This is a genomic window from Kribbella sp. NBC_00482 (assembly GCF_036013725.1).
Lineage (GTDB): Bacteria > Actinomycetota > Actinomycetes > Propionibacteriales > Kribbellaceae > Kribbella.
Genome location: NZ_CP107881.1, coordinates 2,553,633 through 2,569,270 on the forward strand (window position 1 = coordinate 2,553,633; position 15,638 = coordinate 2,569,270).

15 protein-coding genes and 1 riboswitch are annotated in these 15,638 nt (G+C 67.9%); of the genes, 9 read left to right on the forward strand and 6 right to left on the reverse strand.

Annotation, left to right across the window (positions count from 1 at the left end; all coding sequences use genetic code 11):
• Positions 1-10: 10 nt before the first annotated feature.
• The 4 genes from OHB24_RS12925 to OHB24_RS12940 are packed head-to-tail and all read right to left on the reverse strand — an operon-like array spanning position 11 to position 3,886.
• Positions 11-826 (reverse strand): sugar phosphate isomerase/epimerase family protein, encoded by an 816-nt coding sequence (locus tag OHB24_RS12925; protein WP_327639237.1) that lies wholly within the window; start codon positions 824-826, stop codon positions 11-13.
• Complete coding sequence (locus OHB24_RS12930; protein WP_327639238.1) at positions 823-1,980, reverse strand: dihydrodipicolinate synthase family protein; 1,158 nt, start codon at positions 1,978-1,980, stop codon at positions 823-825. The genes OHB24_RS12925 and OHB24_RS12930 overlap by 4 nt, the downstream gene beginning before the upstream one ends.
• Positions 1,980-3,140, reverse strand: coding sequence for a Gfo/Idh/MocA family protein (locus OHB24_RS12935; protein WP_327639239.1), 1,161 nt, complete (start codon positions 3,138-3,140; stop codon positions 1,980-1,982). Before OHB24_RS12935 ends, OHB24_RS12930 begins: the two co-directional genes overlap by 1 nt.
• Positions 3,137-3,886: a cupin domain-containing protein gene (locus tag OHB24_RS12940; RefSeq protein WP_327639240.1), complete on the reverse strand. Its 750-nt coding sequence runs from the start codon at positions 3,884-3,886 to the stop codon at positions 3,137-3,139. The genes OHB24_RS12935 and OHB24_RS12940 overlap by 4 nt, the downstream gene beginning before the upstream one ends.
• A 201-nt stretch (positions 3,887-4,087) precedes the next feature.
• On the opposite strand from OHB24_RS12940, the gene OHB24_RS12945 reads away from it, so the two are divergent.
• Positions 4,088-4,942, forward strand: a complete 855-nt coding sequence (locus OHB24_RS12945; RefSeq protein WP_327639241.1) for a hypothetical protein — start codon at positions 4,088-4,090, stop codon at positions 4,940-4,942.
• Here the strand turns inward: OHB24_RS12945 and OHB24_RS12950 are convergent.
• Positions 4,929-6,332, reverse strand: a complete 1,404-nt coding sequence (locus OHB24_RS12950) for an FGGY family carbohydrate kinase (protein ID WP_327639242.1) — start codon at positions 6,330-6,332, stop codon at positions 4,929-4,931. The genes OHB24_RS12945 and OHB24_RS12950 overlap by 14 nt on opposite strands.
• A gap of 115 nt (positions 6,333-6,447) precedes the next feature.
• Here OHB24_RS12950 and OHB24_RS12955 point away from each other — a divergent pair, with 115 nt between their 5' ends.
• From OHB24_RS12955 to OHB24_RS12985, 7 genes are read left to right on the forward strand one after another with little or no spacing between them, the layout of a single operon-like run.
• Positions 6,448-7,341, forward strand: coding sequence for a nucleoside hydrolase (locus OHB24_RS12955; protein WP_327639243.1), 894 nt, complete (start codon positions 6,448-6,450; stop codon positions 7,339-7,341).
• Positions 7,338-8,630, forward strand: coding sequence for an ABC transporter substrate-binding protein (locus tag OHB24_RS12960; protein ID WP_327639244.1), 1,293 nt, complete (start codon positions 7,338-7,340; stop codon positions 8,628-8,630). The genes OHB24_RS12955 and OHB24_RS12960 overlap by 4 nt, the downstream gene beginning before the upstream one ends.
• A 2-nt stretch (positions 8,631-8,632) precedes the next feature.
• Positions 8,633-9,535, forward strand: coding sequence for a carbohydrate ABC transporter permease (locus OHB24_RS12965; protein ID WP_327639245.1), 903 nt, complete (start codon positions 8,633-8,635; stop codon positions 9,533-9,535).
• Positions 9,532-10,419, forward strand: a complete 888-nt coding sequence (locus tag OHB24_RS12970; protein WP_327639246.1) for a carbohydrate ABC transporter permease — start codon at positions 9,532-9,534, stop codon at positions 10,417-10,419. Before OHB24_RS12965 ends, OHB24_RS12970 begins: the two co-directional genes overlap by 4 nt.
• A gap of 10 nt (positions 10,420-10,429) precedes the next feature.
• Positions 10,430-11,425, forward strand: coding sequence for a sugar phosphate isomerase/epimerase family protein (locus tag OHB24_RS12975; protein ID WP_327639247.1), 996 nt, complete (start codon positions 10,430-10,432; stop codon positions 11,423-11,425).
• The gene (locus OHB24_RS12980; protein WP_327639248.1) at positions 11,422-12,321 is read left to right on the forward strand and encodes a transketolase; all 900 of its coding nucleotides are present in this window, start codon (positions 11,422-11,424) and stop codon (positions 12,319-12,321) included. The genes OHB24_RS12975 and OHB24_RS12980 overlap by 4 nt, the downstream gene beginning before the upstream one ends.
• Entirely contained in the window at positions 12,318-13,283 is a 966-nt protein-coding gene (locus tag OHB24_RS12985) for a transketolase family protein (RefSeq protein WP_327639249.1), read from the forward strand. Before OHB24_RS12980 ends, OHB24_RS12985 begins: the two co-directional genes overlap by 4 nt.
• Here the strand turns inward: OHB24_RS12985 and ribB are convergent.
• A complete protein-coding gene (gene ribB, locus OHB24_RS12990; RefSeq protein WP_327639250.1) occupies positions 13,267-13,881 on the reverse strand; it encodes a 3,4-dihydroxy-2-butanone-4-phosphate synthase in 615 nt (204 codons plus the stop codon). The two genes, OHB24_RS12985 and ribB, sit on opposite strands and share 17 nt — an antisense overlap.
• An 84-nt stretch (positions 13,882-13,965) precedes the next feature.
• Positions 13,966-14,099, reverse strand: a riboswitch (FMN riboswitch).
• Between the two features lie 48 nt (positions 14,100-14,147).
• Between ribB and OHB24_RS12995 the strand changes: the two genes are divergently transcribed.
• Positions 14,148-15,611: an apiosidase-like domain-containing protein gene (locus OHB24_RS12995; protein ID WP_327639251.1), complete on the forward strand. Its 1,464-nt coding sequence runs from the start codon at positions 14,148-14,150 to the stop codon at positions 15,609-15,611.
• The last annotated feature ends 27 nt before the right edge of the window (positions 15,612-15,638 follow it).

Here is a 15,638-nt window from a genome sequence, read left to right on the forward strand (position 1 = left end):
TAGCTCCTTGTCAGAGAACGTGTTCCTGATACCTCGCCAGCGCCAGGTCGAAGACCTCCTGTCCCGGCGCGTCCCACAGTTGCTGGTTGAAGATCTCGACCTCGATGGGTCCGTCGTACCCGGCCGCGTCGCAGGCCTCGCGTAGCCGGCGCAGCTCGATCGAACCGTCGCCCATCATTCCGCGTCCGAGCAGCGTGTCCGCGGGCAGCGGGACCACCCAGTCGCTGACCTGGTACGACACGATCCGCTCGCCGGCCCGCTCGATCTGCCGGTACACGTCCGCGTCCCACCACAGGTGGTACGCGTCCACGATCACCCCGACCTGCGAGGCCGGGAACTGCTCCGCCAGGTCGAGCGCGCCGCCCAGCGACGACACCACGCACCGGTCCGAGCAGAACATGGGGTGCAGTGCCTCGACCGCCAGCGTGACACCGCGTTCTTCGGCGTACGGCGCCAGCTCGGCGAGCCCGTCGCGCACCATGCCGCGGGCGCCGTCGAGGTCACGTGATCCGGCCGGGAGTCCGCCGCTGACCAGCACGAGAACCGACGTACCGACCGTCGCGGCCTCGTCGATCGCGCGCCGGTTGTCCTCGATCTTCGCTTTCCGCTCGACCGGGTCGGTCGACGTGAAGAAGCCGCTACGGCACAAGGACGACACCTTCAGACCCGCGTCCGCGACCAGACGAGCCGCCTTGTCGACGCCGTACTCCTGGATCGGCTCGCGCCACAGCCCGATCCACTCCAGACCGGCCTTCGCGCTCGCCCCGACGACGTCCTCGAGTGGCCAGTACTTCGTGGTCGCCTGGTTGAGGCTGTACCTGTTCACGCGTCGATCCCGCTCACGCGCAACAGCTGCCGGAACCGGTCGACGGCCAGCTCGGGATTCGTCAGTACGCCGGCCTGGTCCGCGAGCCGGAACGTGTCCGCGAGATGCGGCAGCGACCGTCCGGTCTGCAGGCCGCCGACCATCGTGAACCCGGGCTGGAACCCGTTCAGCCAGGCCAGGAAGGCGATGCCGGTCTTGTAGTAGTACGTCGGCGCGGAGAAGATCTGCCGGGCCAGCGGGACCGTCGGCGCGAACACCTTCTCGTAGGTCTCCAGGTCACCGTCATCAAGAGCCTTGAGCGCAGCAGCTGCCGCCGGAGCGATCGCGGCGAAGATCCCGAGCAACGCGTCGCTGTGCCGTTCGCCGTCGCCGCGGATCAGTTCGGGGTAGTTGAAGTCGTCCCCGGTGTACAGCCGGACGCCCTCGGGGAGGCGGTTGCGCAGGGCAACTTCCTTCGAGGCGTCGAGGAGCGAGATCTTGATGCCGTCGACCTTCGGCACATTGTCGTTGATCAGCTCGACGACGGTGTCCGCGGCCGCGTCCACCGAGGCGCTTCCCCAGTAGCCTTCGAGCGCGGGGTCGAACATCGAGCCCAGCCAGTGCAGGATGACCGGGCGGGTCGACTGTGTGAGCAGGCGGTCGTACACCTTCCGGTAGTCGTCCGGTGACTCCGCCGCCGCACACAACGCGCGGCTGGCCATCATGATCGGCTGCGCGCCCACCTCCTCCGCAACAGCAAGCTGCTCCTCGTAGGCGCCGATGACCGCGTCGAGGGGATGCGTACCGCCGGTGGGGAGTTGATCTGTGCCCACGCCGACCGCGATCCGGCCGTCAGGCGCTTCGGCCGCCGAGCGGCGGATGAGTTCCTGCGTGGCCTTCCAGTCGAGGCCCATCCCGCGTTGCGCGGTGTCCATCGCCTCCGCGACCGACAGTCCGAGCGACCACAAGTTCCGCCGGAACTCCAGCGTGTGCTCCCAGTCGATCACCGCGGGCGCCCCCGGCGAGTTGTCGCCCAAGGGGTCGGCGACAACATGCGCGGCCGCGAACGCCAGCCGCGACGACGCCGGCGAATAGGTGCCCTGAGCAACTGGTTGACCGACGAGCCGATACTTCTCCAGTCCGCCGCCCGCTGGGAGGTTGAGCTCCAGCGACATCAGTTGGTCCCGAGGTCGAGGGTGGGAACCTCGAGCTTGCGGCCCTCGTGCCAGGACTTGAGGCCGAGCTCGGCCAGCTGGACGCCCTTGGCGGCCTCGACGAAGTCCCAGGTGAACGGCGCGTCGTCGACCACGTGCCGCAGGAACATCTCCCACTGGACCTTGAACCCGTTGTCCATCGGCTCGTTGTCCGGCACCGTCGCCCACTGGTCGCGGAACTTCTCGGTGACCGGCAGGTCCGGGTTCCACACCGGCTTCGGCGTCGCGGACCGGTGCTGGGCGCGGCAGTTCCGCAGACCGGCGACCGCCGACCCTTCGGTCCCGTCGACGTGGAACTCGACCAGCTCGTCGCGGAACACCCGCGTGGCCCAGGACGAGTTCAGCTGCGCGACGATCCCACCCTCGAGCTCGAACACGCCGTACGCCGCATCGTCCGCGGTCGCGGCGTACTTGTCGCCGTTCTCGTCGACCCGGGTCGGGATGTGCGTCGCGCCCTGGCAGTACACGGACTTGACCGCGCCGAACGTCTGGTCGAGCACGTACCGCCAGTGGCAGAACATGTCCAGGATGATGCCGCCGCCCTCTTCGGACTTGTAGTTCCAGGACGGCCGCTGCGCCTCCTGCCAGTCGCCCTCGAAGACCCAGTAGCCGAACTCGCCGCGGACCGAGAGGATCCGGCCGAAGAACCCGCCGTCGACCAGCCGCTTCAGTTTCCGCAGGCCGGGCAGCGACAGCTTGTCCATCACCACGCCGTTCTTCAGGCCGGAGTCGAGGACCAGCTTGGCCAGGTCGACGGCCGCGTCCAGGCTCTCGGCGATCGGCTTCTCGCAGTAGATCGCCTTGCCGGCCTCGACCGCGGCCCGGACGCCCTTCTCACGCAGCTGGGTGAGCTGCGAGTCGAAGTAGATCTCCACGTCCGGCTCGGCCAGCGCCTCGGCCAGGTCGGTGGTGTACCGCTCCAGGTCGTACTGCTCCGCGATCCGGCGCAGCTTCAGCTCGTTGCGGCCGACCAGGATCGGTTCGGGGATGATCATCGTGCCGTCGGCAGCGGGGATTCCGCCCTGCTGCCGGATCGCCACGATGGAGCGCTCGAGGTGCTGGCGCAGGCCCATCCGGCCGGTGACGCCGTTCATCACGATGCCGATGCGTCGCTCGTTCACAGTCTTGCCTCTCGCGCTTGAGTGTCATAAACGTCGAGATGGCCGCACATGCCGTGCCTGCCGAACTCGGTGGGGTTGAGAAGTTGGTGGAGCTCGGCGGACTGCAGATGCGGCGCGGTGCCGGCCTCGAGCGCGTCCAGCGCGGCACCGGTCTCGTCCGCGAGCCGTCGGGCGCCCTGCTCCCAGCGCTTCCGCCAGTCGGCGAGCTGCGGCTGCACGATCTGGATCGCGGCCCCGAAGAAGTCGTTCAGCGCCGCGGGGCCTTCCGCTTCGTACCGCTCCCGCAGTACGGCGTACCCCTGCAGCGCGAGGTCGCGCCGGGCGATCGCTGACGTCGTACGGTCCTCGCCCTCGCCGGTCAGGGCGGTTGCCCGCAGGTATGCCTCGCGGTCGGCGAGGTACTCGGGCGGCAATGTCAGGACGGCGTCGCCGGCCTCGGGGAGTCCGGAGTTGGACATCAGGGCGAGGATCTGCAGACCGCCGTCGTTGACCAGCCGGTGGATCGTGCCCGGGCCGAACCAGACCACAGCTCCGGCGTGCAGTGGGGTCTCGGTGTAACCCTTCGTGTTCAGGGTCTGTACGGCGCCGGTGCCGGCGACCACGTAGTACCCCTCGGAGCAGGCCAGGTGCACATGCGGCGTACCGCCGACCAGGCCGTCGGGAGCCTCGACGTCGTACACCGTCAGCTTCGAGATGCCGATACCGCCCGGCAGCGCCACGGCCGGTCCGGGCTCGAACTCACACATGCACGCCTCCCTCCGGAGCCTGGGAAAGGGCTTTCCGTAGCTTGTGACCGTAACCATAGGTGGGCGAAAACCTCCCGTCAACCTGTAACGGAAAGCGATCTCCAACACCTCTGTGGAACTGCTGTGAGGTTGGCTACGTCGTAGCCCGTCGACAAGACAAACGCCCTCCGGCCTCGGTGCCGGACTCTTGCGGAGGTGGTCATGGCCGAAAGGATCAGTAGACGGCAGGCTCTGTTGCTCGGGGGTGGCGCGCTGGCCGGCGTGGCTACGCTCGGTTCGGTGGCCGCGGCCCAGTCGGCATCAGCGGCTCGGCCGGCCGAAGCAGCGTCTAGATCTGCGGCGGGGACCGGATGGTTCCGGCTGCCGGTCATTACAGCCAACATCGGACGCAAGCATCTCGGCGCTCGAGAGGCGGCGATCCGGGCGGTCCGTGGTGGCGACCCGGGTAACCGGCCGTTCGTCGGCTGGCAGGAGATCGGTGAGGGTGATTCGGGTGAGGTGCCGATGATCACGCGGCACTTCGGGAGCAAGTACCGCAACGCGTTCCTGCGCGACCCCAAGTCCTTCCGGGTCCCGATCTCGGTGCCGACGCCATGGAAGATCGTGAACTCGAAGCAGACCTTCGTCCACGGCGGTATCGCCAACGTGACCCCGCCGCGCTTCATCAACGAGGTGGTCGTCGAGCACACCGCGCACCCGGGCCTGAAGTTCGCCCTGATCAACTCGCACTACATCGCGGGCGCCTACAACGGCAACAACAACCCGAACCTCCGCGACGAGTGGCAGTTGCACAAGAAGCTCCACCGTGAGCGCGTGATCGCCCACCACAACAACGGTCACCTGGTGATCTGGACCGCCGACACCAACAACCCGGGGTACGACCAGGCGACCGGCCAAGACACCGAGCACAAGGTGTTTGCCCACGGCATCGACCGGATCAACTGGCTACCCGGCGACGGTACGGTCCGCCTCGACCTCGTCGGGACCAAGGCGATCCCGATGAGCGTCGACGGCCATGACGCCCGCCTGGCGGTGTTCCGGATCAAGCTGGCCTGACGCGCACCGAGGCGACCGCCTGGGCCCATTCGGCTCGACGCCGGCCACGATCGCCGGCGTCGGGACCGGGCTCGAACGTCCGGAAGGATCGCTTACCGGCCCAGCCGGTCGTCTCCCCGAGCGTGGTCCACGCCAGCTCGGCAACCCCCAGGGCAGAGATCTCGGGTACGTCGGCCGCCTCGACCGGGTGACCGAGCAGATCCGCCTGCGTCTGCATGAGCAGGTCGGATACTGTCGCGCCGCCGTCCGCGCGGAGACTGCTGAGCGCGCCGGGGATGGTGTCCGTGATGTCGCAGATCTGGTGAGCGACCGCGTCGACAGCTGCCCGCGCGATGTGCGCCCGCGTGGTCGAGCTGCTCATCCCGGTCAGCGCCGCCCGCGCTTCGCGATCCCAGTGCGGCGCCCCGAGCCCCGCGAAGGCCGGCACCAGTACGACGCCCTCGGCCGACGGGACCGTCGCCGCGAGCGCTGTCAACGCGCCGACATCCGGTAGACCGAGGAGGTCGGCCGTCCAGGCGAGCGCGGCCCCGGACGACACGATGTTGCCTTCCAGCGCGTACACCGGCCGATCGGTGAGCCAGGCGAGCGTGCACCCGCTCGGCACGAAACCCGCGACCGGCGTCATCACCGACGTGCCGGTCCCGTACGTCGCCTTCGCCATCCCCGCCTGCGTGCAGCCCTGCCCGTACATCGCCGCGTGTGAGTCGGCCAGCACGGCCACGATCGGGATGCCGTCGGCAAGTCCCGGTACGCCTTTCGTGACTCCGAAGCCGGCGTTCGACGGCCGTACGTCGGGGAGCGCGGCCCGTGGCACGTTGAACGCTTCGAGCAGTTCCGTGGACCAGTCGAGCTCGATCGTGTCGTAGAGCAAGGTGCGGGAGGCGTTCCCGGCCTCGGTCAGGTGCTCCTGGCAACCAGTCAGTCGATGGATCAACCAGGCGTCGACGGTGCCGACGTACGCGTCGGACTGGTTGAGGAGCCAGCGCATCTTGGGGGCGGAGAACATCGCGTCCACGCGCAGTCCGGTCCGTCGGCGGACCAGGTCGTCGACCGACGAGGGGAGTTGGGCGCACCACTCGGCGGTCCGCACGTCCTGCCAGCCGAGGACGGGACCCACTGGTTCGCCCGAGCGGTTCCAGCCCACGACGGACTCCCGTTGGGTCGAGAGCGCGATCGCCACGACCTCGACCGCAGCAGCGGTCAAGCAGGTGGTGATTGCGGTGAGGACGCTCTGCCACAGGTCCTCGGCGTCTTGTTCGACCCAGCCGGGGCGCGGCGTGGAGAGGCCGACCGGGGCGGAGGCGGTTGCGAGGACGTGGCCGTCGGGGGTGACCAGGGCTGCTTTGGAGTTGGTCGTGCCCTGGTCGACCGCGAGTACCGCCTGGACCATTGCCCCTCCAAGTTTCAACCGAGCTCTTGACGTGACTCTAGCTGCGTGGTGACACTCATGGCGACAGGCTATGCACTACTGAATATCTAGTCACACCAACGCCGGAGGAGAGCGCGTGAGGCCGAGTAGACGCCGGGTGATCATCAACACCGATGCCAAGAACGAGGCGGACGACCAGTTCGCGATCGTGCACGGGCTGCTGTCGCCGACCTTCGACGTCCGCGGCCTGATCCCCGCGCACTTCGGCACCTGGCGATCGGACCGCAGCATGGAGGAGTCCCGCGAGGAGATCGACCTGCTGCTGGACCTGATGGACCTGACCGGTCAGGTCACCGTCGCGAACGGCGCCGCCACCGGCATCCCCGACGAGCAGACCCCGCTCGACTCGCCCGGCGCGCGGCTGATCATCGAGGAGTCCAAGCAGGCCTCCGAGGGCGATCCGCTGTTCGTGTCGTTCCTCGGCCCGCTCACCGACATGGCCTCGGCGATCCTGCTCGACCCGGAGCTCGTGCACCGCAACGTGATCGTGGTCTGGATCGGCGGTCGTGGCTACAACGGCTACGCGGCCGACCACCGGATGGAGTTCAACCTGTCGAACGACATCCACGCCGCCAACGTGGTGTTCGGCTCCGGGATCACCGTCTGGCAGGTCCCGAGCGACGTCTACACGAAGGTCTCGGTCAGCTACGCCGAGCTCGAGGAGAAGATCGGCGACGCCGGTCCGCTCGGCAAATACCTCATCGAGCAGTTGATCGAGTGGAACGCGACGTACCACGGCGAGCCGATCGAGTCCCGCTCCCTCGGCGACTCGCCTGCCATCTCCCTGATGCTCTACCCGCACAGCGGCAACTTCCGGACCCGTCCGGCGCCGCGCTTCGGTGTCGACGGCTGGTACCTGCCCGGCACCGACAACCCCATCCAGGTCTGCGAGCAGGTCGACGTCCGTTTCCTGCTGGAGGACATGTTCGCCAAGATCCGCCGCTTTGCCCGCCAAAGGAGCACGCAATGAGCAACTTCACCCGCCGGGGATTTCTCGGTCTCACGTCCGCCGCCGCACTCGGCGCCGGTCTGTCCGCCTGTACCGGCGGCGGTACGTCGACCGGCGGTGGAGCCACCCAGGCAGCGTCGAACAACCTGCGCCTGTTCACCTACGAGGGCGAGGCGCTGCTCGCCCTGCTGAAGGAACAGGTCAAGAAGTTCGACGCGCAGAACGGCACGACCACGACCGTGGACAGCCTGCCCGGGTCGGGTGCGGCGGTCTACCCGGACAAGCTGCGCACGGAACTGCTCGGTGGCAAGGGCCCGGATGTCTGGCGGATCTGGGGCGGTCAGATCGGCAGTCCGTTCGCGAAGGCCAAGCAGGCCCTCGACCTGTCGCCGTACTACTCCAAGTACGGGTGGGACTCGAAGATCAACACCACGGCCATCGGCGGGATGACCTTCGACGGCGTGAAGTCCGGCGTACCGTTCGTATCCCTCGGGATCGGTGCCTGGTACAACAAGTCGCTGTTCGCCAAGGCGGGCGTGAGCGCTCCGCCGAAGACGTACGCCGAGCTGGAGGCGCTCAACGACAAGCTCGTCGCGGTCGGCGTGACGCCGTGCGGTCTCGGCGGCAAGTACGGCTGGGACATCATGCGCCTGTTCGAGTACCTGCTCGAGCACACCGCCGGCCCGGAACTGCACGACAAGTTGCTGACCGGCGCCGAGAGCTGGGACCGGCCCGAGGTCGTCGAGGCGTTCACGCTGTTCAAGAAGTGGCAGGACAAGAAGTGGGTGCCGGAGGGCGCGCTCGGCCTCGACCCGGCCGATATCGAACCCGGGTACGTGCAGGGCAAGGTGGCGTACACGATCACCGGACCCTGGACCGAGGCGGCCGCGATCCTGGCCGCGAAGAAGAGCCCGTCCGGCTTCGGCACCTTCGAGCTGCCGACCGACAAGTCCCCGGCCCGCCACTCGGGCTTCGTCGAGGGCTACATGATCAACGCCAAGTCCGGAAACGCCGACAAGGCCGCGGCGCTGATCGACTTCCTCGTCCAGCCGGCGACCCAGAAGGCGCTGCAGATCAGCGCCTCGACGGTCAAGGGCGCCGAGCCCGACCCGAAGGCGCTGCCGCTGTCGGCGGAGTGGGCGCAGAAGTACGGCGGCAACCCGTTCTACACGATCCAGGACCAGGCGTTCCCGAAGAAGCAGGCCGACCAGTACTTCAGCGTGCAGAGCGACCTGCTGCAGGGCTCGGTCAAGCCGGACGGGGCGGCGAAGAAGATGCAGGAGATCGTCTCCGCCTGGGCGAAGAGCTGAGCATGGCAACGACGACTGTCGCGCTCTCCAAACCGCAACGTGGCGGCCGCTGGTCCCCGTGGTTGTTCGCCCTGCCCGCGCTCATCGTGTACGTCGGGTTCCTGGTGTACCCGGCGTTGTCGTCACTGTGGTTCAGCCTGACCGACTGGGACGGCCTGAGCGCGACGTACAACTTCGTTGGCCTGGACAACTACCTCAAGATGCCCAGCGACCCGGTCGTCGTGACCGCGGTGAAGAACAACCTGATCTGGACCGTGGTCACGATCGCCGTACCGACCGTCATCGGTCTGCTGCTGGCGATCGCGCTGAACGGCAAGGTGCACGGCAAGCCGATCCTCCGGCTGATCTTCTACACGCCCGCCGTCCTGCCGCTGGTTTCCATCGCGAGCATCTGGGGCTGGCTCTACAACCCGCAGTACGGCGCGATCAACTCGTTCCTGCGGCTGATCGGGCTGGACGGACTGGCAACAGCCTGGCTGGGGCAGGACTCGACCGCCCTGTGGGCCGTGATGGTGCCGGCGATCTGGTTGCGGACCGGATTCCCGATGCTGCTCTACTTGGCCGCGCTGCAGAGCATCCCGAACGAGCTCTACGAGGCGGCGACCGTCGACGGTGCGTCGAAGTGGCAGCAGTTCTGGAACGTGACGATGCCGAGCCTGCGGCCCGCGCACTACATCGTGCTGGCGTTGTCCCTGATCGACTCGTTCAAGGTCTTCGACATGATCTATGCGATGACGTACGGCGGTCCGGGTACGTCGACGCAGGTGATGGGGACGTGGATGTACTTCAACGTCTTCCAGTACTACCAGGCCGGCTACGGCACCGCGATCGCCGTCGTGATCACGCTCGTCGCCATCGCGGTCGGCATCCCGTACGTCCGCTCGCAGACGAAGGAGGCGTCATGACCTTGACAGCTCCCATCCAGGTCGACGTTCCGCTCGAGTCCGCCGGGCCCGTGAAGGCGCCGAGGACCAAGCGTGGTCTGGTGATGACGCTGGTTCTCGCGGTGATAGCGCTCTTCTGGATCTCGCCGCTGGCTTTGCTGGTGGTCACCGCCGTCCGGCCGCTCGCCGACTTCATCGGGAACGGGCCGTTGTCCTGGCCCGATCAGCTGACCTGGTCGAACTTCAAGGACGCGTGGGGGATCGGCAACTTCGCCACGACGTACAAGAACAGCGCGATCCTGGCCCTGATCAAGGTGCCGCTCGGGGTGCTGGTGTCGGCGATGCTCGGGTTCGCGCTGGCCAAGCTGCGGATGAAGTTCCGCCGGACGGTGATGTTCACGGTGTTCCTCGGGCTGACCATCCCGATCTACATCACGATCGTCCCGGTCTTCATCATGATGCGCTCGGCCGGTGCGACCGACAGCATCTTCGGGCTGATCGGGCCGTACCTGGCGTTCGGCATCCCGTTCGAGGTGCTGGTGCTGCAGTCGTTCTTCCGGCAGCTCCCGGACGAGATCATCGAGGCCGCCCGGGTGGACGGCGCCGGCGACTGGCGGGTGTTCTTCACGATGATCCTGCCGCTCTCGGTCCCGGCGCTGGTGACTGTGGCGATCCTGGACGCGGTCGCGACCTGGAACGAGTTCCTGTTCGCGCTGATCCTGCTGAACTCGGACGCGCACAAGACCATCCCGGTCGGGTTGCTGAACTTCCAGGGCCAGTTCGCCAACAACAACACCGGCCTCGCGGCAGGCATTCTGATTGCCGTGGTGCCGATCCTCATTGCTTACACCTTGCTTCAGCGTTGGATCGTCGGCGGACTCACCGCCGGTTCTCTCAAGGGTTAGGACACAAGATATGACTGACATGCCGGTCTTCGGCGCAGGGATCTGGCACTTCGCGACGTACAAGGACCGCTATGCCACCGACGGGTACGGCGATCCCGTCGGCCTGCTCGAACAGATCGACCGCGCCGGTGCGGTCGGCGACCTGTCCGTCGTCGACCTGAACTGGCCGTTCGCCGGGTACGACGGGACGCTCGACGAGGTGAAGGCCGCGCTGCAGCGGAACAACCTGAAGGCGATCGCGATCACGCCGGAGATCTACACCCGCGACTTCGTCAAGGGCTCGCTGACCAACCCGGACCCGGCCGTCCGCAAGCAGGCGCTGGAGCTGTTGCACCAGGCAACCGAACTCGCCAAGGACCTGGGCTGCTCGTACGTGAAGCTGTGGCCGGGGCAGGACGGCTGGGACTACCCGTTCCAGGTGAACTACCACGACATCTGGAACCTGGCGCTGGATGGCCTGAAGGAACTGGTGTCCGCACACCCGGACATCAACTTCGTGATCGAGTACAAGCCGCGCGAGCCGCGGGTGAAGATCATCTTCCCGAACGTCGCCCGGACGCTGCTCGGCATCGAGAAGATCGGCCTGCCCAACCTGGGCATCCTGCTCGACTTCGGCCACTCGCTGTACGGCCAGGAAACACCGGCCGACGCGGCGCAGCTGGCGATCGACTACGGCCGGCTGTTCGCGATCGATGTCAACGACAACCTGCGCGGCTGGGACGACGACATGGTGGTCGGCTCGGTGCACCTGGTGGAGACGTTCGAGTTCTTCCACACGCTGCGCAAGAACAACTGGGAGGGCGTCTGGCAGCTCGACCAGTTCCCGTTCCGCGAGGACAGCGTGCAGGCCGCGAAGCAGGCGATCACGTTCCTGAAGGCGATTCACCACGCGCTCGACGTACTGGATGAGGAAGCTCTCGCCGCTGCCCAGGCCTCGCACGACGCGCTTGCCGCGCAGAAGCTGGTCCAGAAGGTGCTGCTGAGTTCGATGGCGGAGCTGGCATGACGCTGACCGTCGAACACACCACGATGCCGGTGCTCGGACGGCTGCCGGTCCACAGCAGTCGCGCCGAGCAGATCGCGCATATCGCCGAGGCCGCCAAGCAGATCCGGATCCAGGACCTCAAGCTGGTCCACCACGCCGGCGCCGGACACATCGGCGGTGACTTCTCCGCGATCGACATCCTGGCCACGCTGTACGGCGCTGTGCTCGACATCTCGCCCGCGACGGTGAACGACCCCGAGCGGGACCGTTTCATCCTGAGCAAGGGGCACGTCGCGGGAGCGCTCTACACGACGCTGGCGGCCTTCGGGTTCCTGCCGGTCGAGGAGCTCGCGACGTTCCTCAAGCCACTGTCCGCGCTGAACGGGCACCCGAACCGGAACAAGGTCGCCGGCGTCGAGGCCAACACCGGTCCGCTCGGGCACGGCCTGCCGATCGCGGTCGGTCATGCCCTGTCGGCGAAGCTCGACGTCTCGTTGCGCCGTACCTATGTGCTGGTCGGTGACGGCGAGCTGCAGGAAGGCTCGAACTGGGAGGCGATGATGGCGGCCTCGCAGTACCAGCTGGACCGGCTGACCGTGATCGTCGACCGGAACCGGCTGCAGCAGGGCGCGACCACCAAGGAGACCAACGACCTCGACCCGTTGCCGGAGAAGGCGGCGGCGTTCGGGTTCGCGGTGGTCGAAGTGAACGGTCACGACCACGGCGAGCTGCTCGACGTACTGTCCGCCGTGCCGTTCCGGCCGGGCAAGCCGACCTTCGTGATCGCGCACACGCACAAGGGCCACCCGATCTCGTTCATGAGCAACAACGTCGCCTGGCACCACCGCGTGCCGGACGCCGCGGAGTACCAGCAGGCGCTGACCGAGTTGGCGCGCTACGACAGGGGGCGCCCATGACCATCGTTCGTACGTCGATCGCGGACCAACCGCGGTACGACTGCCGGGACGCGTACGTCGAGACGCTCGCCGAGCTGGCCGAGGCCGATCACCGGATTGTTGGCGTGGTCAACGACTCGGTCGGGTCGAGCAAGCTGAACAGCTTCCGCAAGGCGTTCCCGGACCGGCTGATCAACGTCGGCATCGCCGAGCAGGACATGGTCGGCGTCGCGTCCGGGCTGGCCAACGGCGGCCGGATCCCGTTCGTGTCGGCGGCGTCCTGCTTCCTCACCGCCCGCGCACTCGAGCAGATCAAGGCCGACGTCGCGTACTCGAACACCAACGTCAAGCTCTGCGGCATGAGCCCCGGTGTCGCGTACGGCGAACTCGGCCCGACGCACCACTCGGTCGAGGACATCGCCTGGCTGCGGGCGATCGCCGGGATGAGGATCATCGTGCCCGCCGACCCGATCGAGACCGCGGCGGCGCTGCGCTGGGCCGCCTCGTCGGAGGGGCCGGTGTTCATCCGGGTCAGCCGGATGAGCGTGCCGAAGGTGTACGCCGACGACTACGAGTTCCAGCTGGGTAAGGCGATCACGGTGCGAGAGGGCAACGACGTGACCCTGATCAGCAACGGGACCGTGCTGTGGCGGGCGCTGGCCGCCGCCGAACGGCTCGCGGAGGAAGGGATCTCGGCCCGGGTGCTGTCGATGCCGACGGTGAAGCCGCTGGACACCGACGCCGTGGTCGCGGCCGCGCGGGAGACGGCCGGCATCGTGACCGCCGAGGAAGCGGTGTCCGGCGGCGGCCTCGGCGGTGCCGTCGCCGAGACCGTCGTACAGCATCATCCGGCGCGGGTGTCGATCCTCGGGTTCCCCGAGTTCGCGCCCACGGGGTCGGCCGGCTACCTGCTGGACCGGTACGGACTGTCCGCCGAGGGCATCGCCGACGCCGCCCGCAAGCTCGTCACGACAGGTAAGTGACCAGGTCGGCGATCGAGATCATCGCGAAACCATGAGCGTCGGCGAACGTGCGCAGGTCCGCACCGGCCATCAGCGTGCCGTCGTCGTTCATGAGCTCACCGATCACGCCGACCGGCGGCAGCCCGGCGAGCCGGACGAGTTCGACAGTGGCCTCGGTGTGACCGGGCCGCTGCCGGACTCCGCCGTCGACGGCGCGCAACGGCAGGATGTGGCCGGGCCGGATCAGGTCCGCGGGCTGCGCCGAGAGATCGGCCAGCACGCGGACGGTCCGGGCCCGGTCCGCGGCGGAGATGCCGGTCCCGACACCGGTCGCGGCATCCACCGACACGGTGTACGCCGTACGCAGGCTGTCCTGGTTGTTCGGCACCATCAGCGGCAGCTCGAGTCGGTCCAGGATCTCCGACGCGGCGGGCGCGCAGACGTACCCGCTGGTGTGACGGACGAGCAGGGCCATCAGTTCGGGCGTCGCGAGGCTCGCGGCGAAGGTCAGGTCACCTTCGTTCTCGCGGTCCTCGTCGTCGACGACCACCACCGGTCGTCCGGCGGCCAGCTCGGCGACGGCGTGCTCGATGGTGTCCAGGCTGGTCAAGGTGTTCACGATCGTTGTCCTCTCGGCAATGCATTCGTGAGCACTCCGGGGCAACGACAAGCCCCACGCCCCCGGTCCAGGGACGTGCAGCTGCCACGTGCGTCTTCCCATCCGGACTTTCACCGTCGGTCCCGGAGTTCCACCAGGTCAACCGCTTCTTCTCACGAAGTCACGGGTCGCGGACTGTCACCGCCGGCTCGGAATTTCACCGACCCCAGAGCACGTGTGTTCTTCTCAGAATCAGCTTAACCGGCAACGAGCACCCCTGGAGTGTCATGTCCATCTCATCCGTCTGGCGGGAGATCGAGCTGCCGGCCACCTCCGACTGGGTCGAGTTCGAGCACGAGAGCGGCCGACGGCTCCGGCGCCCGGCGTTCTGGGACGGTGGTGACGCGCACCGCGTCCGTTTCGCCCCGCCGCTTGCTGGTTTGTGGACGTGGTCGGGCGGTGAACTGCAGGTCGCCGAGGCTCCAACCGACGAGGCGAACCCGTTCTACCGGCACGGGTTCTGGCGGATGTCGCCCGGCGGCCGCAGCCTGGTGCACGCGGACGGGACTCCCGCGATCCTCGTCGCCGATACCGCCTGGGCGCTGCCGTGGCGGGCGACCCCCGACCAGGTCCGCGAGTACGCCGCCGACCGGCAGCCGAAGGGGTTCAACGCGGTCCTGCTGATGACCGTCCAACCGGACATGCGCGCCGTCGGGCCGCGCGACCGGACCCAGGACGAGGGGTTCGCGGTCGGCTTCGAGGATCTCGCCGACGGTCACCTGAACCGGATGAACGTCGAGTACTTCCAGTACCTCGACGAGCTGCTCGGCATCTTGGTCGAGCACGGCCTGGCCCCCGTTCTGCAGCCGGTGTTCCACGGCTTCGGCTGGAAGGGCCTCGACGTCGCGGGCACCGTCGTACCGCCATCGGAGTACGCCGCGTACTGCCGCTATCTCGTCGCGCGGTACGGCGCTCGGCCGGCCGTCTACCTGGTCGGCGGGGACGGCTCCGGTGCGGAACCGCAGACTGCCGCCGGAGGAGCTGAGGTGCACGCCGCCGACTGCTACGAGCAGCCGACCGGTATCCACTACCGGCCACACATCCGCGCCCGCGCCCATCAGGACGCGGACTGGCTCGACTTCCAGTGGTGTCAGACCGGGCACACCGGCGAGCACGTGCCGGAGCGGGTCGCGGACATGTGGCGGAACGAGCCGGTGAAGGCCGTCGCGAACGGCGAACCGACGTACGAGCACACCGGCCGGACCGGTGTCGGCGAGGGCTGGTGGCAGGGCCACGAGGCGTGGAGCAACCTCTGCGCGGGCGGCACGATGGGCGTCGTCTACGGCGCCGGCAGCCTGTGGCAGTGGCGGCTGCACGCGGAGGAGCCGGGGCATTCCGAGTTCTTCCTCGCGCCGGGCGCGGGCTGGCGCGAGGCGGTCGACTTCGAAGGGTCGACGTACGTCGGACTGCTCGGGAGGATCCTGGACGGGGTGACGACCACCGACATGGTGCCGGACTGGACCCGGACGATCTCGGGGCGGGCGCTGAGTACGGCGGACGGCGGCCTGATCGTGTACCGGGAGAACGGGGGGCCGGTGATGGTGTTCGACGACACCGTCCCGCTGGGCTACACGATTGTCGATCCGCGGGACGGGTCGGTGGTGGCGACCGGCAAACGCGACACTCCGACGTCTCCGATCCCGGACGAGGGTGGAGCGCCCCGCGTCTACCTGTGTCTTCCTGACCTATAGTCCGTATTCCTGAACCTTCCGAGGGGG